This is a genomic window from Aeromonas sp. S18(2024) (assembly GCF_041402525.1).
GTDB lineage: Bacteria > Pseudomonadota > Gammaproteobacteria > Enterobacterales > Aeromonadaceae > Aeromonas > Aeromonas enteropelogenes.
Map to the genome: position 1 here is coordinate 240,522 of NZ_JBGLQV010000004.1, position 16,156 is coordinate 256,677.

Annotated in this window: 18 protein-coding genes; 10 read left to right on the plus strand and 8 right to left on the minus strand. The window is 59.7% G+C overall.

Annotated elements, in window-relative coordinates; genetic code table 11:
* Positions 1-125 precede the first annotated feature (125 nt).
* The 3 genes from ACB034_RS09575 to ACB034_RS09585 all read right to left on the minus strand — a co-directional run bounded on the left by ACB034_RS09575 (position 126) and on the right by ACB034_RS09585 (position 4,474).
* Positions 126-872, minus strand: a complete 747-nt coding sequence (locus tag ACB034_RS09575; protein WP_042025426.1) for a DNA-binding transcriptional regulator YciT — start codon at positions 870-872, stop codon at positions 126-128.
* A gap of 227 nt (positions 873-1,099) precedes the next feature.
* Positions 1,100-3,532 (minus strand): formate C-acetyltransferase/glycerol dehydratase family glycyl radical enzyme, encoded by a 2,433-nt coding sequence (locus ACB034_RS09580; protein WP_371172701.1) that lies wholly within the window; start codon positions 3,530-3,532, stop codon positions 1,100-1,102.
* A 45-nt stretch (positions 3,533-3,577) separates the two neighbouring features.
* The gene (locus ACB034_RS09585; protein WP_223380276.1) at positions 3,578-4,474 is read right to left on the minus strand and encodes a glycyl-radical enzyme activating protein; all 897 of its coding nucleotides are present in this window, start codon (positions 4,472-4,474) and stop codon (positions 3,578-3,580) included.
* Positions 4,475-4,603: 129 nt separating this feature from the next.
* Between ACB034_RS09585 and fsa the strand changes: the two genes are divergently transcribed.
* On the plus strand, positions 4,604-5,257 hold the full coding sequence (gene fsa / locus ACB034_RS09590) for a fructose-6-phosphate aldolase (protein WP_042071985.1): 654 nt from the start codon (positions 4,604-4,606) through the stop codon (positions 5,255-5,257).
* A 102-nt stretch (positions 5,258-5,359) separates the two neighbouring features.
* Positions 5,360-5,539, plus strand: a complete 180-nt coding sequence (locus ACB034_RS09595; RefSeq protein ID WP_026457583.1) for a hypothetical protein — start codon at positions 5,360-5,362, stop codon at positions 5,537-5,539.
* Between the two features lie 15 nt (positions 5,540-5,554).
* Here the strand turns inward: ACB034_RS09595 and ACB034_RS09600 are convergent, their stop codons facing one another.
* On the minus strand, positions 5,555-6,754 hold the full coding sequence (locus ACB034_RS09600; protein ID WP_061475500.1) for an HD-GYP domain-containing protein: 1,200 nt from the start codon (positions 6,752-6,754) through the stop codon (positions 5,555-5,557).
* 166 nt (positions 6,755-6,920) lie between these two features.
* Between ACB034_RS09600 and rsuA the strand changes: the two genes are divergently transcribed.
* A complete protein-coding gene (rsuA, locus tag ACB034_RS09605; protein ID WP_216991996.1) occupies positions 6,921-7,613 on the plus strand; it encodes a 16S rRNA pseudouridine(516) synthase RsuA in 693 nt (230 codons plus the stop codon).
* A 24-nt stretch (positions 7,614-7,637) separates the two neighbouring features.
* On the opposite strand, the gene ACB034_RS09610 is transcribed toward rsuA, so the two are convergent.
* Positions 7,638-8,534, minus strand: a complete 897-nt coding sequence (locus ACB034_RS09610; RefSeq protein WP_216991997.1) for a DMT family transporter — start codon at positions 8,532-8,534, stop codon at positions 7,638-7,640.
* 157 nt (positions 8,535-8,691) lie between these two features.
* Between ACB034_RS09610 and ACB034_RS09615 the strand changes: the two genes are divergently transcribed.
* Positions 8,692-10,329 (plus strand): peptide ABC transporter substrate-binding protein, encoded by a 1,638-nt coding sequence (locus ACB034_RS09615; RefSeq protein WP_371172702.1) that lies wholly within the window; start codon positions 8,692-8,694, stop codon positions 10,327-10,329.
* A 10-nt stretch (positions 10,330-10,339) separates the two neighbouring features.
* Positions 10,340-10,882 (plus strand): phosphodiesterase, encoded by a 543-nt coding sequence (gene yfcE, locus ACB034_RS09620; RefSeq protein ID WP_371172703.1) that lies wholly within the window; start codon positions 10,340-10,342, stop codon positions 10,880-10,882.
* A 36-nt stretch (positions 10,883-10,918) separates the two neighbouring features.
* Here the strand turns inward: yfcE and ACB034_RS09625 are convergent, their stop codons facing one another.
* The 3 genes from ACB034_RS09625 to flgA all read right to left on the minus strand — a co-directional run bounded on the left by ACB034_RS09625 (position 10,919) and on the right by flgA (position 12,428).
* Positions 10,919-11,335, minus strand: coding sequence for a flagella synthesis protein FlgN (locus ACB034_RS09625; RefSeq protein WP_042071981.1), 417 nt, complete (start codon positions 11,333-11,335; stop codon positions 10,919-10,921).
* Complete coding sequence (gene flgM / locus ACB034_RS09630) at positions 11,332-11,652, minus strand: flagellar biosynthesis anti-sigma factor FlgM (protein WP_026457620.1); 321 nt, start codon at positions 11,650-11,652, stop codon at positions 11,332-11,334. Before flgM ends, ACB034_RS09625 begins: the two co-directional genes overlap by 4 nt.
* 92 nt (positions 11,653-11,744) lie before the next feature.
* The gene (gene flgA, locus ACB034_RS09635) at positions 11,745-12,428 is read right to left on the minus strand and encodes a flagellar basal body P-ring formation chaperone FlgA (protein WP_124239744.1); all 684 of its coding nucleotides are present in this window, start codon (positions 12,426-12,428) and stop codon (positions 11,745-11,747) included.
* A 143-nt stretch (positions 12,429-12,571) separates the two neighbouring features.
* Here flgA and ACB034_RS09640 point away from each other — a divergent pair, with 143 nt between their 5' ends.
* The 5 genes from ACB034_RS09640 to ACB034_RS09660 all read left to right on the plus strand — a co-directional run bounded on the left by ACB034_RS09640 (position 12,572) and on the right by ACB034_RS09660 (position 16,155).
* Positions 12,572-13,483 carry a chemotaxis protein CheV gene (locus ACB034_RS09640; protein WP_042025439.1) on the plus strand — a complete coding sequence of 304 codons (912 nt, stop codon included), beginning with the start codon at positions 12,572-12,574 and terminating at the stop codon, positions 13,481-13,483.
* 18 nt (positions 13,484-13,501) lie between these two features.
* Positions 13,502-14,326, plus strand: a complete 825-nt coding sequence (locus ACB034_RS09645) for a protein-glutamate O-methyltransferase CheR (protein ID WP_042025440.1) — start codon at positions 13,502-13,504, stop codon at positions 14,324-14,326.
* Between the two features lie 249 nt (positions 14,327-14,575).
* Positions 14,576-14,974: a flagellar basal body rod protein FlgB gene (gene flgB, locus ACB034_RS09650; protein ID WP_026456458.1), complete on the plus strand. Its 399-nt coding sequence runs from the start codon at positions 14,576-14,578 to the stop codon at positions 14,972-14,974.
* Positions 14,974-15,393 carry a flagellar basal body rod protein FlgC gene (flgC, locus tag ACB034_RS09655; RefSeq protein ID WP_026456459.1) on the plus strand — a complete coding sequence of 140 codons (420 nt, stop codon included), beginning with the start codon at positions 14,974-14,976 and terminating at the stop codon, positions 15,391-15,393. The genes flgB and flgC overlap by 1 nt, the downstream gene beginning before the upstream one ends.
* Positions 15,394-15,408: 15 nt before the next feature.
* Entirely contained in the window at positions 15,409-16,155 is a 747-nt protein-coding gene (locus ACB034_RS09660; protein ID WP_371172704.1) for a flagellar hook assembly protein FlgD, read from the plus strand.
* The last annotated feature ends 1 nt before the right edge of the window (position 16,156 follow it).

Genomic DNA, 16,156 nt, shown 5'->3' on the forward strand with positions numbered 1-16,156 from the left:
GAGAGACGCCGCCCACAGGTGGTCTGTCTGCGGGCGGCGCAAGGGGTTGAGCATACTCCGGGCAGGGTGGCGGGCGTCAAGTCATCCGGCTGCGCGGGACGCCGGGGTTGGCCTGATTAGCGGCTTCAGGCCGTGACGCAGTGCAGGGTGAGGCCGCGCGCCGCGAGCGCCGCCCGCATGGGGGCAGGCAGGGCATCGTCGGTGACCAGCACGCCGATCTCGCCGGGTTTGCCGAGGGGGCTCGGGTGAATGGCGCCAAACTTGCTGCTGTCGGTGATGACCACATTGGTTACTCCCTTGGCCAGCACGCTGTTGACCACATCGGCCCGCATCATGTCCCGGCTGGTGAATCCCACCTCGGGGTGAAAGCCATCGACCCCGATAAAGGCTTTGGAGAAGTGCACCTGCTCGATGCAAAGGCGGGTCAAAGGGCCCACCACGCTCTCGCTCTGGTGCTGGAACAGGCCGCCGAGCAGCACTACCTGGGCCTGGGTGTCTTTGAGCAGGTGGGCGATATAGCTGCTGATGGTGATGATGGTGACCCGCTTGTGCAGGGCCAGGTGGCGGGCCAGCAGGGCGTTGGCGCTGCCCCCCTCGATAAAGACCGTCTCGCCATCTTCCACCAGCTGGGCCGCCCGCTCGGCGAGGCGCTCTTTGAGCAGATAGTTGATGTTCATCCGGGCGTCCGGGTCATCGCTTTCCAGCGCCATGGCCGAGCCATGCACCCGTTTGAGCAGACCCTGTTTTTCCAGGGCGGTGAGATCGTTGCGCACCGTGACTTCCGACACGCCGGTATGTTGCGCCAGCTCGGCCACGCTCATCTTGCGGGCCTGATGGACCAGGGTGAGGATCTGTTGGTGGCGTGGGTTCATGGGGGCTCGCATACAAGAGTCGGTGATGGCAGGAGCGCTTGGCGCTTGCCGCTAACATGGGTCCGGCCTCATCGATGTGCCTTGAAGCAGCGACATATGAGCCAGGCGGGCAATCATAACATCTTGCCCTCTGTCCGTGGAGCCGGGATGGCCCGGACCAGGGGCATGGTAAAGGTGGCGTGCTCCTCTGCCAAAAAAGCGGGAGGGCATGGGCCCCCCGTCCGTTGTCAGAGGCTGTGTTCGGTGCGGGCGATGATGTCGTCCTGGGCATCCGGAGAGAGGGCCGTAAAGAAGGCCGAGTAACCGGCCACCCGCACCACCAGATCCCGGTATTGATCCGGGTTGGCCTTGGCCGCCAGCAGGGTCTCCCGCGAGACGATGTTGTACTGCACGTGCCACCCCTTGTGCACCTCGAAGAAGGTGCGCAGCAGGCTCATCAGCTTGGCCTTGTCCCGTGCGTTCTCAAGGCTCGCCGGGCTCAGCTTCTGGTTGAGCAGCACGCCGCCAAGGATGGCCGGGGTGGGCAGCTTGCCGATGGAGTTGAACACCGCCGTTGGCCCCAGACGATCCGAACCCGACGCGGGGCTTGCCCCCTCCGCCAGCGGGGTGCGGGCATGACGGCCATCCGGGGTGGCCATGGTGGCTGCGCCAAAGGGGACGTTGGCCGAGATGGAAGAGGTGCCGGCATAGTAGGTGCCGCCGATGGGACCGCGGCCGAAACGGGTGTTGTGCAACCCCTTGAGCTCGTCGATGTAGCTTTGGTAGGCCTGTACCAGCAGCAGATCCACCTCGTCCAGATCGTTGCCGTATTTGGGGGCCGCGTTGGTGAGGCGCTGGCGCAGCTGCTCGCCGGCGAGCCCCGCAAAGTCCTGTTCCAGCGCATTGGCCAGCTCGCGTTGATCCACCATGCCCTGTTCGAACACCAGTTTCTTCAGCGCCGCCAGGCTGTTGCCCAGATTCGCGATCCCCACCTGCAGGCCGGAGACCCAGTCATAGACTGCCCCCCCCTCCTTGATGGTCTTTCCGCGCTCGATGCAGTCATCCACCAGGGTGCTGCAGAGGATGTCGTGAGCTTGCGCTTCCAGCACGCTGTCGACCACGCAGTCGATCTCGATGGACTTGCGGGTGAAGTAGCGCACCTGCTCGTCCCAGCGGGCCATCACCTCGTCAAAGTTGCTAAATGATCCTTCCCGCAGCGACTGCGGCTGGGGCAGGAAGATCTTGCCCGTGGTGGCATCGCGGCCGCCATCCAGTGCAGCCAGCAGGATGCGGGCGAAGTTGATGAAGCTCATGCCGGTGCAGCGATAGCCCCACTTGCCGGGCACCGCGGTCTCGATGCAGCCGATGGCGGCGTAGTTGTGGGCATCCTCCACGCTCACGCCGAGCTTGATGAACTCGGGGATCACTACCTCGTCGTTGTTGAAGGCGGGCATGCCAAAGCCGCAGCGGATCACCTGGATGCAGGCATCGAGGAAATCCTCGCTCATGCCGGCATGGTAGCGCACCGAGAGGTTGGGCTGGGTGGAGCGCAACTGGCCGCAGGACTCCAGAATCGCGTAGGAGAGGCCGTTGACCGCGTCATGGGCCTGGCCATCTCGCCAGATCTGGCCGCCAATCGTCACGTTTTGGTAGAGGGGGCTGCCGGCGGAGGCCTTGGAGTGGGTGCCGGAACGGATCTTGTTCACCTCCAGCAGTTTCAGCCAGCAGCCCTGCAGCAGCTCGATGGCGTGCTCGCGCGGCAGGGATTCTGACAGCTCCACTTCGCGGCGATACCAGGGGTAGAGGTACTGGTCCATCCGGCCAAAGGAGACCGAGTGGCCGTTGGATTCAATCTGCAGGATGAGCTGGATGAAGTAACACAGCTGCAGCGCCTGCCAGAAAGTCTCGGGAGGCTGGTGGGCGATATGGGCGCAGTTGAGCGATATGCTCTGCAGCTCGTCACGGCGCTCGGCGCACAATTCCTGCTCCGCCATGCCGCGAGCTAGGGTCGCGTAGCGCTCGATGTGGTTGCTCACTGCATCGAGGGTGATGGCAACGGCCTGCAAAAACTGCTCGCGCTGCAGATCCGCCCAGTCAGCCAGATCCAGCCGGCCGCGTCGCTCGGCCACCTTGACCTTGAACCCATCAAGCCCCAGGGTGAGCAGCTCCTCGTAGTTGACCGCAAGGTGGGCATCTCCCGAAGTCATGTTGCCCTCGGCCTTGATGATGCCGCTCTCCAGCAGTCCCTTCTGTTCATCGGTAAAGAGGCCGTAGCAGCGATCCTGTACCGTCTGGCCACGCCAGAAAGGGGTGAGGGCGTGGATAGCCTCCTTGTCCTCTTCGCTCACCGCAAAGCCGGCACCTGGCCTGTCTGCCAGCTCGTCGATCTCCTTCTCAATCCAGCTGACCGTGTACTCGGGAAAGAGCGGCGCGGCGCGCACCTGGCTTGCCTGGTTGCCGACGATGAGCTCGTCGTGCTTGATCCAGATGGTGCGCTCCTTGAGGTGGTGGGCCAGCGCCAGGGCGCGGCGCACCGGTAGCGGGCGGGCGAGATGGGCCTGGTAGGCTTGTGTGTAGTGGCGGGCCCGCTCGGTGCAGACCGGCGGCTGGACTATGTGGATCAGGCTCTCCTTGTGGGCGCGGATCCGTGGGGTGAGGGTGGTGAGGTCGAGCTGGGTCATGATCTTATCCTCTGGTGGGTCTGTGTCTGCGTCATGGTGGTGTGCCTATCCCCGGGTGATGGGGGTCAGCCCCCGTTGCCGGGCGCAATCATGGGCAAAGGCGAGCAATTCGGGTGCATCCAGGGGTTGGCTGGGGGCCTGATAGGGCTGATCCAGTAGGGCATATTTGCCCATTCCCATGGTGTGGTAGGGGAGAAAGTGGATCTCCTGCACGCTGCCAAGGCTCGCGGCGGTGTCGACGATGGCCGCGATGCTGGCTTCGTCGGCGTTGAAACCGGGAATGAGTGGCACCCGGATCTGCATGGGAATACCGGTCTCGGCGAGGCGTTTGAGGTTATCCTGCACCCGTGCCACCTTGCCGTGGGTCCACTCGAAGAAACGCGCCTGCTCGACGTGTTTGAGATCGGCCAGTATCAAATCCAGGTGGGGGAGGCTCGGCTCAATCTGGTGCCAGGGTACGTGCAGGCAGGTTTCCACCGCGGTATGCAATCCCTCCTGTTTGCAGCGGGCCAGCAGAGCGGCTGCGAAGTCGGGCTGCATAAAGGGCTCGCCACCGGAGAGGGTGACGCCACCGCCGCTGCGCTCGAAGAAGGGGCGATCCCGCAAGATGGTAGCCATGAGGCTTTCCAGACTCTCTTCCCGGCCGCACACCTGCAGCGCCTCGCTTGGGCAGAGCTCGCGCAGTCGCTCTACGTCCTGCTTAGCGAGGGCGGCACGATCCAGCTGAATGCCCCGGGTGTCACGCAAGATTGCCGGACAGGCCTGGCTGCAGAGCTGGCATCCCTCGATGCATTGGCGCCGGTCGAGTAGGATGTCCGGTCTGGGAGAGCGGCTTTCCGGGTTTTGACACCAGCGACAGGCCAGTGAGCACCCCTTGAGAAACACCAGGGTGCGAATGCCGGGGCCATCGTGAGTCGAGTAACGTTGCAGGTCGAAAATCATACCGCCTCCTTTTGTTTTTATTTTATTTGCTTTCGTTCGAAAGTTGATTTGATTTTGATCAAGAGTTTTGTGGATGTTTTATCGCTAGAATGACGGCAGATTGAACACCCCAACCTAAAGGAGTCAGAGATGGAGTTGTATCTCGATACCGCCGATGTGGCCGCGGTGCGCCGTTGGTCACGGATCCTGCCGCTGGCTGGCGTCACCACCAATCCTTCCATCACCGCTGCCGGTGGTATGCCGTTGCCCGAGTTGTTGCCCGCTCTGCGCGAGGTGCTGGGGCCCAAGGGGCGGCTGTTTGCTCAGGTGATGGCCAAGAGCGAGACCGAGATGGTGCGCGAGGCGTTTGCGCTGCGGGAGCTGGATCGGGATCTGGTGGTCAAGATCCCGGTTTGCGAAGAGGGGTTAGCCGCCATCAAGACCCTGACGGCCAATGGGGTGCCGACCCTGGGGACTGCCGTCTATACCCCGCTGCAGGGTTGGCTGGCGGCGGTGGCCGGGGCCGAGTACGTGGCGCCCTATGTCAACCGGCTGGATGCCCAGGGGGGCGATGGCATCGCCACTGTGCAAGAGCTGCAGCAACTGCTGGCGCTGCACGCACCCAAGAGCAAGGTGCTGGCGGCTTCCTTCCGCACCCCGCGCCAGGCCCTCGACTGCCTGCTGGCGGGTTGCCAGTCCATCACTCTGCCGCTCGACGTGGCGGAACAACTGCTCAATGTGCCGGCGGTGGACGCGGCGCTGGTCAAATTTGATCAGGATTGGCAGCGCGCCTTCGGCCGCTGAATCGAAAAGGAGTGACGGGGGAGGGGACGTGTCGCCGGCCGACTAGACTGGAAGAAGGTGGCCAATCTGGATGGCCACCATCGGGTTTGTCGGAGGTATCCCATGAGCGATCATCTGCTTCTCCCCCATGGCGAGGATCTGCGCCGGGCGGTGCGCTGGCTCAGCGAGCATCACGAATACGATATCGCCGCGATTGAAGAGGTCAGCTTGCGCTTTGATCTCTCGCCGCTGGATGAGGAGTTTCTGATCCAGCACTGGCTCGGCAGCCAGCGCCAGTCCTGACAAGCCGGGGGAATGTCAGAAGAAGTTGGCGAGGTTGATGCCGTACTCTTTCGGATCGACCGTGCTTTCGATGCTCTCCTGCACGTTGCTTTTGGCCAGATCCAGCCACTGCACCTCGAGGTAGTGGCGCTGGGTGGCATGATAGATCACCTTGACCACCGGCTTGAGCGGCTGCTGTTCGTTGCGCTGCATCACGATGGCCAGCCGCTGGTTCGAGAGCATGACCAGGGTACCCACCGGATAGACTCCCATGCATTTGATGAACTTGGTGACCAGCTCGGCATCAAAGTGCTGGTTGATTCCCTTGAGCAGGATGCGAAACGCCTGGGTCGGCTGCATGCCGGTTTTATAAACCCGATCAGCGGTAATGGCATCGTACACATCGACGATGCAGCTCATGCGGGTATGGAGGGAGAGTTGATCCCCCTTCAGCTTGCGGGGATAGCCGCTGCCATCGAGCCGCTCGTGGTGATTGGCGGCCACCTCCAGCATGGTGGCCGTGATGCCCTTGGTATTTTTCAGGATGCCGTAGCTGTGCACCACGTGCTGGCGCATGATGGCGAACTCTTCGTCGGTCAATTTCCCCGGTTTGTGCAGCACCTCGTCCGGGGTCATGATCTTGCCCACGTCGTGCAGCAGCCCCCCCAGGGTCAACTCCTTCAAAACGCTGCGCTCCAGCCCCAGATAGCGGCCGAAGTTGGCCAGCAGGATGGCCACGTTCATGGAGTGTTCCATCAGGTAGGCATCCTTGGCGCGGATGCGAGCCAGGCAGAGCATGGCATCACCGTGAGTGAACATGGTGTCTACCATCTCCTCGGCTACTTCGGCGAGGGGGGTGATGTCGATGGGTTCACCAGCCTTGAGATGGCGGATGAACTTGCCCTGCAGTTCGCGGGCCTCCTGATAGAGGCGACGGATCTTCAGCTCCCGTCCTTCACCGCTGCCGCGAAGATGGCGCTCGCCGTGGGTGGTACTGGTGCCGGGATCCGGCGCAGCAAGGGCGTCGCTGTCGGCACTGCCCAGTTTGCTGCGGGCCAGATCGATACGCACCGTCAGTACCCCCAGTTGGATCAGATGGTCGATTTGCGCCTGGTTGCTCACCAGTCCCATCTGGGCAATCTCCATCCCGCCTGTCTGACTGGCGATGGCGATGACATACATGCCGGGTTTGAGTTTGTTGACGGGAATGACGGGATAGGATGCTTGAGACTTCATGGTGCTTCCTGACTTTTATTATTATGGGGTCGTGCCAATGAACCGCACCGTTGCAGTGTACCATCGGATAATGGCTTCGTCACAATTGCGCGCGCCTTAACAGTGGCGTTGTCGCCCCTGCCCGATATAATGACGCCCCTTTCGTTGTTGGACTCCGAGGTTGTGAATGCGGCTTGATAAATTTATTTGCGATTGTTCCGATTTGACCCGCTCGCTGGCGGGCAAACTGATCCGCCAGGGAGAGGTGATGGTGGACGGTATTGTGGTCAAGCAGCCCGCCTTCCACATCAATGAAGAGAGCCAGATTGAGTTCGACGGCGTCACCTTGAGCCTGGATCGGCGCAACCGCTACTTCATGCTGCACAAGCCGGAAGGCTATGTCTGCTCCAACGACGATCCGGATCACCCGACCGTGTTCTTCCTGATGGATGAACCCGCCATGGGCAAGCTGCACGTAGTGGGTCGCCTTGACCTCGATACTACAGGCCTGGTGCTGGTGACCGACGATGGTCAATGGTCCCATCGCATCACCTCGCCGCGCCACGAGTGTGCCAAGACCTATCACGTCTGGTTGGCCGATCCGGTGAGCCCGGATGCCATCGCGCTGTTTGCCGAAGGGGTGTTGCTGCGCAGCGAGACTGAGAAGACCCGCCCTGCCCAGCTGGAAATTCTGGGTGAGTGCGAAGCTCGTCTGACCATCCACGAAGGCAAGTACCATCAGGTGAAGCGGATGTTTGCCGCCATCGGCAACAAGGTGGTCGGCTTGCACCGGGAGCGAGTCGGCGGCCTGCAACTGGATGACGATCTGGCTCCCGGTGAATACCGTGAATTGACCGCCGACGAGATCGCCCTGTTCTGATCCCGCCGCGTCAAGTCTCGGGCGTCAGAGCGTACTGACGCCCAGCACCAGCGCCGTACCCAAGGTGGCCAGCAGGGCGCCGCCCCAGGCAGCCGCAGAGGGGCGTTCCCCCGAGTGCCACCAGAGCAGCGGCAACAGGATGACAGGGGTGGTGGAGGAGAGAATGGCGACCATGCCGACCTCTCCTTCACGCAATGCCACCAGGATCAGGGTCATCCCGAGGGCCATCGCCAGAAAGCCGTTGACGGCGATCATGCCGAGGATCCGCGGCGTGACGGGCTTGAGGGGCATGGCCAGGGGCAGGCGCACCAGCCGCAGGGCGCAGTGGGCCAGCAGAGCGCTGCCCATCCTGATCCCGGAGGCACTCACGGCGTCCACCTCGCCACTCATCATCACCGGCTTGGCAATGATGGCCCCCACGCTCTGGCAGAGGGCGGCAGTCAGGCCAAGGGCAATGCCCACGGCCAGGCTGCCGCGGATCTGCTCCCATGCGCTGCTCGAACGTCGCCCGAACAGGATCGCCAGCATCACCCCGCTAAATACCAGCAAGGCCCCCAGCAGTCGCCAGCCGGTGAGCTGCTCGTTGAACAGCCACAGGCCAAGCAGGGCGGAGAAGAGCGCATGGCAGGAGAACAGCAGACCGCTGCGTCTGGGGCCCAGCCGGTTCATGCAGGCGAACAGGGCGGTATCCCCGATGAAGATGCCGACCAGCCCGGAGAGCGCCAGCAAGGGGAGGGTGGAGGTCGACAGCGTCTGCCAGCCACCGGTGAAGAGGCTCATGGTACCGAGCATCAAGGTGACCAGGAACATGCGCCAGCGGCTGTAGGCAAATGCTCCCAGATGGCGGGCCGGTGTGACCGAAATCAGGGCGGCTACCGCCCACAAACTGGCCGAGGCAAGGGCCAGCCATTCATACCCCATAAAAAACTCCTGAAAAAATTAACCCGAAAGACTCCATCTCTCGGGCAAGCCCGATACAATACGGGGCGTTTTCGGGGATAACAAGGGCGGCATCAGGCATTCATCAGGCGCGCCGTCGGCCTTCCCCCCTGCAAGTGGTTTATTCGAGGTTGTTGTAATGCGGTATGGTCTTTCCCCCGGGCTGGCACGACGCTGGCTCTCTCCCTTCCTGATTGGTGTGTTGAGCGGACCGCTGGCACACGCTACCCCGGTTGAGCAGCAGCCTCAGCTTTCCGACAGGCAGACCCTGGTCAAGGGCAATGGCGCCGAACCCGAATCACTCGACCCTGCCCAGGTGCGCTCCGGCTTTCCCGGCGAAGTGGTGCTGGTGGATTTGTTCGAGGGGCTGGTCAATGAAGATGGCCAGGGCAGGATAGTGCCCGCCCAGGCCCAGCGCTGGGAGACCAGTGACGATGGTCTGGTGTGGCGCTTCTTCCTGCGCCCTCAGCTCAAGTGGTCCAACGGCGAGCCGCTGGTGGCCCGGGATTTTGTCTACGCCTGGCGGCGGTTGCTGGATCCGGCGCAAGGTTCCCCTTCCGCGGGCCTTCTGCTGGCAACCGGCATCAACAACGCCCAGTCCATTTACGCTGGTGCGCTCGAACCCGACATGCTGGGGGTGGAGGCAGAGAGCGATCAGATCCTCAAGGTGACGCTGGAACGTCCCGTACCCTACTTCCTGCAGCTCATCAGCCAGCGCCCCTTCGTGCCGGTCAACGAGAAGGCCATCGCCAGCTTTGGCAAGCAGTGGACCCAGCCCGGCAAGCTGGTCAGCAACGGCGCCTACAAGCTGGAGAGCTGGGTGCCCAACGAACGGCTCGAGGCGCAGCGCAATCTCCACTATTGGGATGATGCCCATACCCGCATCCAGCGAGTGACCTATCTGCCGCTCGCCTCCCAGCATGCGGAGCGGCTGCGCTACGAAGCGGGGGAGATCCAGCTCACCAACAAGGTGGCGCTCGAGTATTACCAGAAGATCAAGCAGGCCACCCCCGAGCGGATCTGGGGTCTGCCGCTGCTGGGTACTTATCTCTATACCTTCAACCTGCGCCGCCCTGAGTTGCAGGATGTGCGGGTGCGCCAGGCGCTCTCTATGGCCATCGATCGCACTCTGTTGACCGACAAGGTGAGTGGCCAGGGCGAGCAGCCTGCCTGGTCTCTGCTACCCGAGATGCCGGGGTATGACGCCCTGCATCCGGCGCAGGCGTCACTGGATCAACCGACCCGGCTGGCCAAAGCCGCCGAACTGCTGGCCGAGGCCGGTTACAGCCGCGCCCGTCCCCTCAAGCTGACCCTGACCTATAACACCTCGGAAAACCACAAGAAGCTGGCTCTGGCGGTCGCTGCCATGTGGAAGCCGCTGGGGGTGGAGGTGACACTCAACAACATGGAGTGGGCGGCCTATCAGGTGGCGAAGGACAGCGGCGACTTCATGGTGGCGCGCTCCTTCCTGTTCGGTGATTACGTGGAGCCTTCCTCCATGCTCAACAGCTTCCGCTGCCAGGACGTGCGCAACGAGAGCGGTTACTGCAATCCCGACTTTGACCTCTTGCTGGAGCAGGCGGCCAATACCCTGGATGCGTCGAGCCGGCGCGCGCTCTATCAGCATGCCGAACAGTTGCTGATCGACGAGGTGCCCGTCATTCCCGTCTACCACTACAATCAGATGCGTCTGGTCGATCCCGCCTTGCGCGGATTGCCGAGCCAGAATCTGAAGGGGGCGATTGCCACCAAGGATCTCTATTTCAGCCCGCAGTGAGGAGCATTTCATGAAACTTGCCATTATTTCCGACATCCACGGCAGTATCATCGCCCTGGAGCGGGTGCTGACCCAGCTCGAGCCTTGGCAGCCGGATCACTATCTGCTGCTGGGGGATCTGCTCAACCATGGGCCGCGCAATCCGGTACCGGAAGGGTATAACCCGGCCACGGTTGCCGATCGGCTCAACGGCCTGGCACCGCAGATCCTGGCCGTCAGAGGCAACTGTGATTCGGAAGTGGATCAGATGCTGTTGCGTTTTCCCATTACCGCCCCCTACAACCAGTTGCTGGTCGATGAGCGGCGCTGGTTTGTCAGCCACGGTCATCTTTATCATCCCGATGACATCGCCTTGCCGGCGGGCAGTCTGTTTCTGAGCGGCCATACCCATGTGCCCGTGCTGGAGTGGCAGGGGGAGCGCATCTTGATGAATCCGGGGTCTATCTGTTTTCCGCGCGGCGACTTGCCGGCCAGTTATGGCCGTTATGACGCTGGCGTACTGACGGTCAACGCCTGTACGGACGGAAGGGAATTGCTGAGACTGGTGCTCTAGCCGAGCGGGAGAAATGCAAAAGGCCTGATGGGGAGATCAGGCCTTGATGCCGTAGGAGCGGGTCCCGGAGCGGGTATTGCCCTTGGCGTCATAGGTTAGGCTGTTGCGATCGCGCAGTTGGCTCAAGAAGCCGGCGAGGCGGCGATTCGATACGATGCTGAGCTCGAGCAGGCGACCATTGATGTCATTCTGGCTCTGGCAGGCATCCAGTTTTTCCCGCAGCTGTACCATCTGGTCTGGATAGGCAGCCAGCTGCTGTGCCAGATCAGGCAAGGCTGCCAGGGTCTTGTCCAGCGCCTCGATGGCGCCCAGCAGCTGTTGTTTGCGCTCGCTCAGCTCAGGCAGGGCCAGTGCCTGGTGCTGTTTGAGCAGGTTGAACTCTTCTTCCAGAATGCCTTGCATCCGGGTGAGGTAGTCATCCTGAGTGTGCAGTAACGAAGGCAGGTCCATCATCCCAGCATCTTGTCCAGGTTGGTTTCGAAGCTGAACATCTTGCGGGCAACCGCTTCGTTGTTGACTTGGTACTCGCCACTGGCGACGGCCTTTTTCAGGCGCTCGACTTTGCTCTCATTGCCGGTCGAGGCGGCATTGAGGTTTTGTTGCATCTTTTGCAATTGCTGGGCCTCGTTGGTCAGGGAGACAGAATCCTGTCTGACCGCCGTGGACTTGCTGTCGGGGGAAGAGGCAACCGATTTGCTGCCTGTTCCCTGGCTGTTACCGGTATTTTGCAACCGATTGTTCGCCAAGTTGTTGATATTGTTGATGGCCATTTTGATTACCTTCGTCTGCTTTAAGGTTCGCTTACCTGTTTATCGGTACGCCAGGTCAGAACTTTAGAAAAAAGTTGTCGACGATCCGGATATTAGAAAGTGACCGTGACGGCACCCACTGCGCTGACCTTTCCCTGCACGGTTTTACCGGAGCGAATGTTGACGAGCCTGATGATCTCTCCGAAGCTGCCATCTTGCAAGGCTCGGGCCATTGTTTTGATTTCAAAGTGGTTATTTTCTGCGGTCAGGGTGACCTGATCCCCTTTGCACACCACGCAGACCTGGCTTAACCGGACGGGTTGCCCCGGCTTGAGCTCCCGCTTGCTGCGCACACCTATGAGGGCCGTGGTGTCACTGAGGTAGTCGCCCCGAATCAGGGTCTGATCCAGATAGGCCAGTACCAGCTGGCTTTCGGTCAGCAGATCCCCCTTTGCGACCGGGTTGGCGACGGTGACATAGGGTTTTTGGATGCTCACCCGCACAGGTAAATAGACATCCCAGGGTTTGTCTTCCTCGCACTTCATGTAAACTGTTGTATTACGGCGAATTTCCATTTTTGCTGGGAGGGATATAGTCAGGCTGTCTTCACAACGGGTCAGCGGGAGACGTTCATCCAGGGTCGCTGCAGTGACCTCCGCCCTGGCATCAAGCGGCACAGCCAGTTGCTCGTAGACGAACTCTTGCGCTCTTTCTTGCAGGTAATCGGTGACGTCCGACGCGTAGCTGGAGGAGATGCTGCCGAAAAAAAGGCTGATGAGTAAAAGTCGATTAATCATTTTCGCTCGTTGGTCGATAAGTTATCCACGCATATCACCAAATTAACTATGATTGCTTCAGGATTTGTTCGTTTCTACATCGATAGTCTGACGCAATCCATTACGCATGCATGAACAGTGCCAAGCGTTTTTAGGGAGTGTTTATGGCCAGTATTCTGGACTCGGTCAACCAACGCACCCAGCTAGTGGGGCAAAACCGGCTGGAGTTGTTGTTGTTTCGTCTCAATGGTCGTCAAAGATTTGGCATCAACGTATTCAAAGTACGTGAAGTGCTGCAGTGTCCCCCTCTGACCGTGATGCCCAAATTGAATTCCTGCATTCGCGGGGTCGCCCACATTCGTGGCCAGACCATTTCGGTCATCGATCTGAGCATGGCGATGGGCAAACGTCCCATCGAAGATCTGAGCAAGTGTTTTATCATCATTTCCGAATACAACCGCTCCATTCAGGGGTTTCTGGTGCACTCGGTCGAGCGCATCATCAACATGAACTGGGAGTCCATTCTGCCGCCCCCCAAAGGTGCGGGTCGTATCAACTACATGACGGCCGTCACCGAGGTGGATGGGGAGCTGGTCGAGATACTGGATGTAGAGCGCATCCTGAACGAGATCTCCCCTGTCTCAACTGAAGTGAGCCAAGAGTTGGTGGAAGCGAGCGTTGAACACCCGACACTGGGTCGTCCCGTGCTGGTGGCCGATGACTCCTCTGTTGCTCGCAAGCAGGTGCAGCGTGCGCTGCAGGCTATCGGGGTGGAGTGCGTGCTGGCCAAAGATGGTCGGGATGCACTGAACATGTTGCTGGAGATGGCCAAAAATGGCCCGATCAAGGATCAGATTGCACTGGTCATTTCGGATATAGAGATGCCGGAAATGGATGGTTATACCTTCACGGCTGAAATCCGGAATAATCCCAACCTCAAGGATTTGCATGTTATTCTGCATACATCCCTCAGCGGAGTATTCAACCAGGCAATGGTGCAGAAAGTCGGTGCGAACAATTTTATTGCCAAGTTCCAGCCCGATGAATTGGCTAAGGCCGTACAAAATGCACTCTGATAAAAGAAGAACAGCTGCATGAAGACACTTTCGGACGACTTATACAAACAGTTCAGCAATTTTCTGGCGATACAGAGCGGGATTGTGCTGGGCGATAACAAACAGTATCTGGTGAAGAGCCGTCTTTCACCCTTGATGGCTCAGTTTGGCATTGAGAGTCTGTCTGATCTGGTTACCCGTGCAATGAGTGTGCGAGAGCGTGACCTGAAAATGGCGGTAGTTGATGCCATGACCACCAACGAAACCCTCTGGTTTCGCGATACCTACCCCTTTCAGCTGTTGACCGACAAGATCTTTCCCGAACTGGGCAAGAGTGGCCGCCCTGTTAAAATCTGGTCTGCGGCCTCTTCATCCGGACAGGAACCCTACTCGATAGCCATGACGGCGCTGGAGCAGCAGATGAAAAAGCCGGGCACTCTGCCGGGCGGCGTCCAGATCGTGGGAACCGATATTTCGACTACCATGCTAAACCAGTGCAAGGAAGGGGTGTATGACAGCCTGGCGCTGGCGCGCGGTCTCTCTCCCGAGCGCAAGAAGATGTTTTTCGAGCCCTGTGGCGACAACAAGATGCGGGTGGTTGAGCGAGTCAGAAAATTGACCACCTTCAGACCGCTCAACCTGCTGGAGAGCTACAGCCTGCTCGGCAAATTTGACATTATTTTCTGCCGCAACGTACTCATCTACTTTGCGCCGGAAGTGAAGTCGAAGATCCTGAACCAGTTTGCCACCAGCCTTAACCCGGGTGGTTACCTGATGCTGGGGGCGTCTGAGTCGCTGGCAGGGCTGACCGATCGGTTCGAGATGATCCGCTGCAATCCGGGGATTGTCTACAAGGTCAAATAGTCCCTGGGGCACGCCATCCAAGGGTTTGCGGGATCCTCTCGCACCATATGAACCATCAATGAGGGAAGCGACAGCTTCCCTCATTTCTTATCTGCCTGTGCCTGTCTGTGCTTGATCGTGACTGACAGTATGCCTGCCTCTTTGAGCAACACACCGCCAAGCCGGGGATTGCCTGTCTGGGCATTCTATTGATATGAAACTTTTCTGGCATAGCTCTTGCTAACAAATACTCCAAGCAGGAGGTGTGCTATGGCTATTTCATTCGACAAGGCATTCGGGGTTCACCAATACACCCTGAGTGTGCGTGCCAAACGGGCAGAGGTGTTGTCCAGCAACATTGCCAACGCGGATACCCCGGGTTTCAAAGCCAGGGATCTCAATTTTGCTCAGGCGTTGCAGGAGGCTCAGCATCAACAGGGCTTTGGGCTGGCGACCACCAGTGAGAAGCACTTTGCCCTGAATATGGATGCGCCAGGCACAGTGCAGTATCGCAACCCACTGCAACCTGATACCGGTGATGGCAACACGGTGGATGTGCAGCAGGAGCGCAGCGAGTTTTTGCGAAATAGCCTTGAGTATCAAACCTCCCTCGAATTCATGAATGGCAAGATCAGCGGCCTGCTCAAGGCCCTGAAAGGAGATCAGTGATGAGTTTGTTCAAGGTCTTTGACATAGCAGGCTCGGCCATGAGTGCCCAATCGGTACGACTCAACACTGTGGCCAGCAATATGGCCAACGCAGACAGCGTCAGTTCGAGTGTGGAGGCAACTTACCATGCCAGGCGGCCAATTTTTGCCGCCCAGCTTGACCAGGCCATGTCGGATAAACAAGGGTCAGTCGGCGTTGAGGTGAAGGGGATAGTCGAGAGCAAGGCTCCCCTGCTCAAAGAGTACAACCCCAACCATCCCATGGCGGACAAAGACGGCTTCATCTTCAAGCCCAACGTCAACATGGTGGAAGAGATGGCTGACATGATCAACGCCTCGCGCAGTTACCAGACCAACGTTCAGGTTGCAGATTCGGCCAAGAAGATGCTGCAGCAGACGTTGAATCTGGGCAAATCTTGATAGGAGTGCTGTCACATGGTTGATATCACCAATACGCTGGGCGGGGTCAGTACGACAAGCCAGACATCGGGCACGAGCACGACCCCGAAGAAAGAGCTGGATCAGGCGTCATTCCTGAAACTGCTCACCATGCAGCTCTCTTATCAGGACCCGTTCAAACCGGTGGATAACGCCCAGACGCTGTCGCAGATGACCTCCATGTCGACGTCGGATGCCATCAACCAGCTGTCGACCCAGATGGGGAGCCTCAACGACCTGATGACCTCCAGCCAGGCGTTGCAGGCGTCGTCACTGGTGGGGCAGAGTGTCCTTATTCCCTCGGACACCGGTTATCTGGATACAAACGGCCAGATCTCCGGTGTGGCTGCCGTCGGTGGGCAAAAATTGGCCAACCTCAAGATCACGGTCGAGGACGAAAAGGGCCAGGTCATCAAGGATTTCGTCATCAACGGCGAGCAGCAGGGCAACGTGCCGTTCACCTGGGATGGCACCGACAAGGATGGCAATCCGGTGGCGGCCGGCAAATACAAGATCAAGGCCAGTGGTACCGATGCCAGTGGCAAATCGGAGAGCATACCTGCACTGACTTACGGCCAGGTAGAGAGTGTGACCCTGGGGAGCTCGGCTTCTCCCACCCGGGTTCAGCTCAAAGGGCTTGGGTCCATCCTGCTGACGGATATCCTGGAGATCTCCGGCACCAAGAGCAAACCTGAAACAACCCCCACGCAACCAACTACACCTAATTCCTCAGCAGTGATTTAAG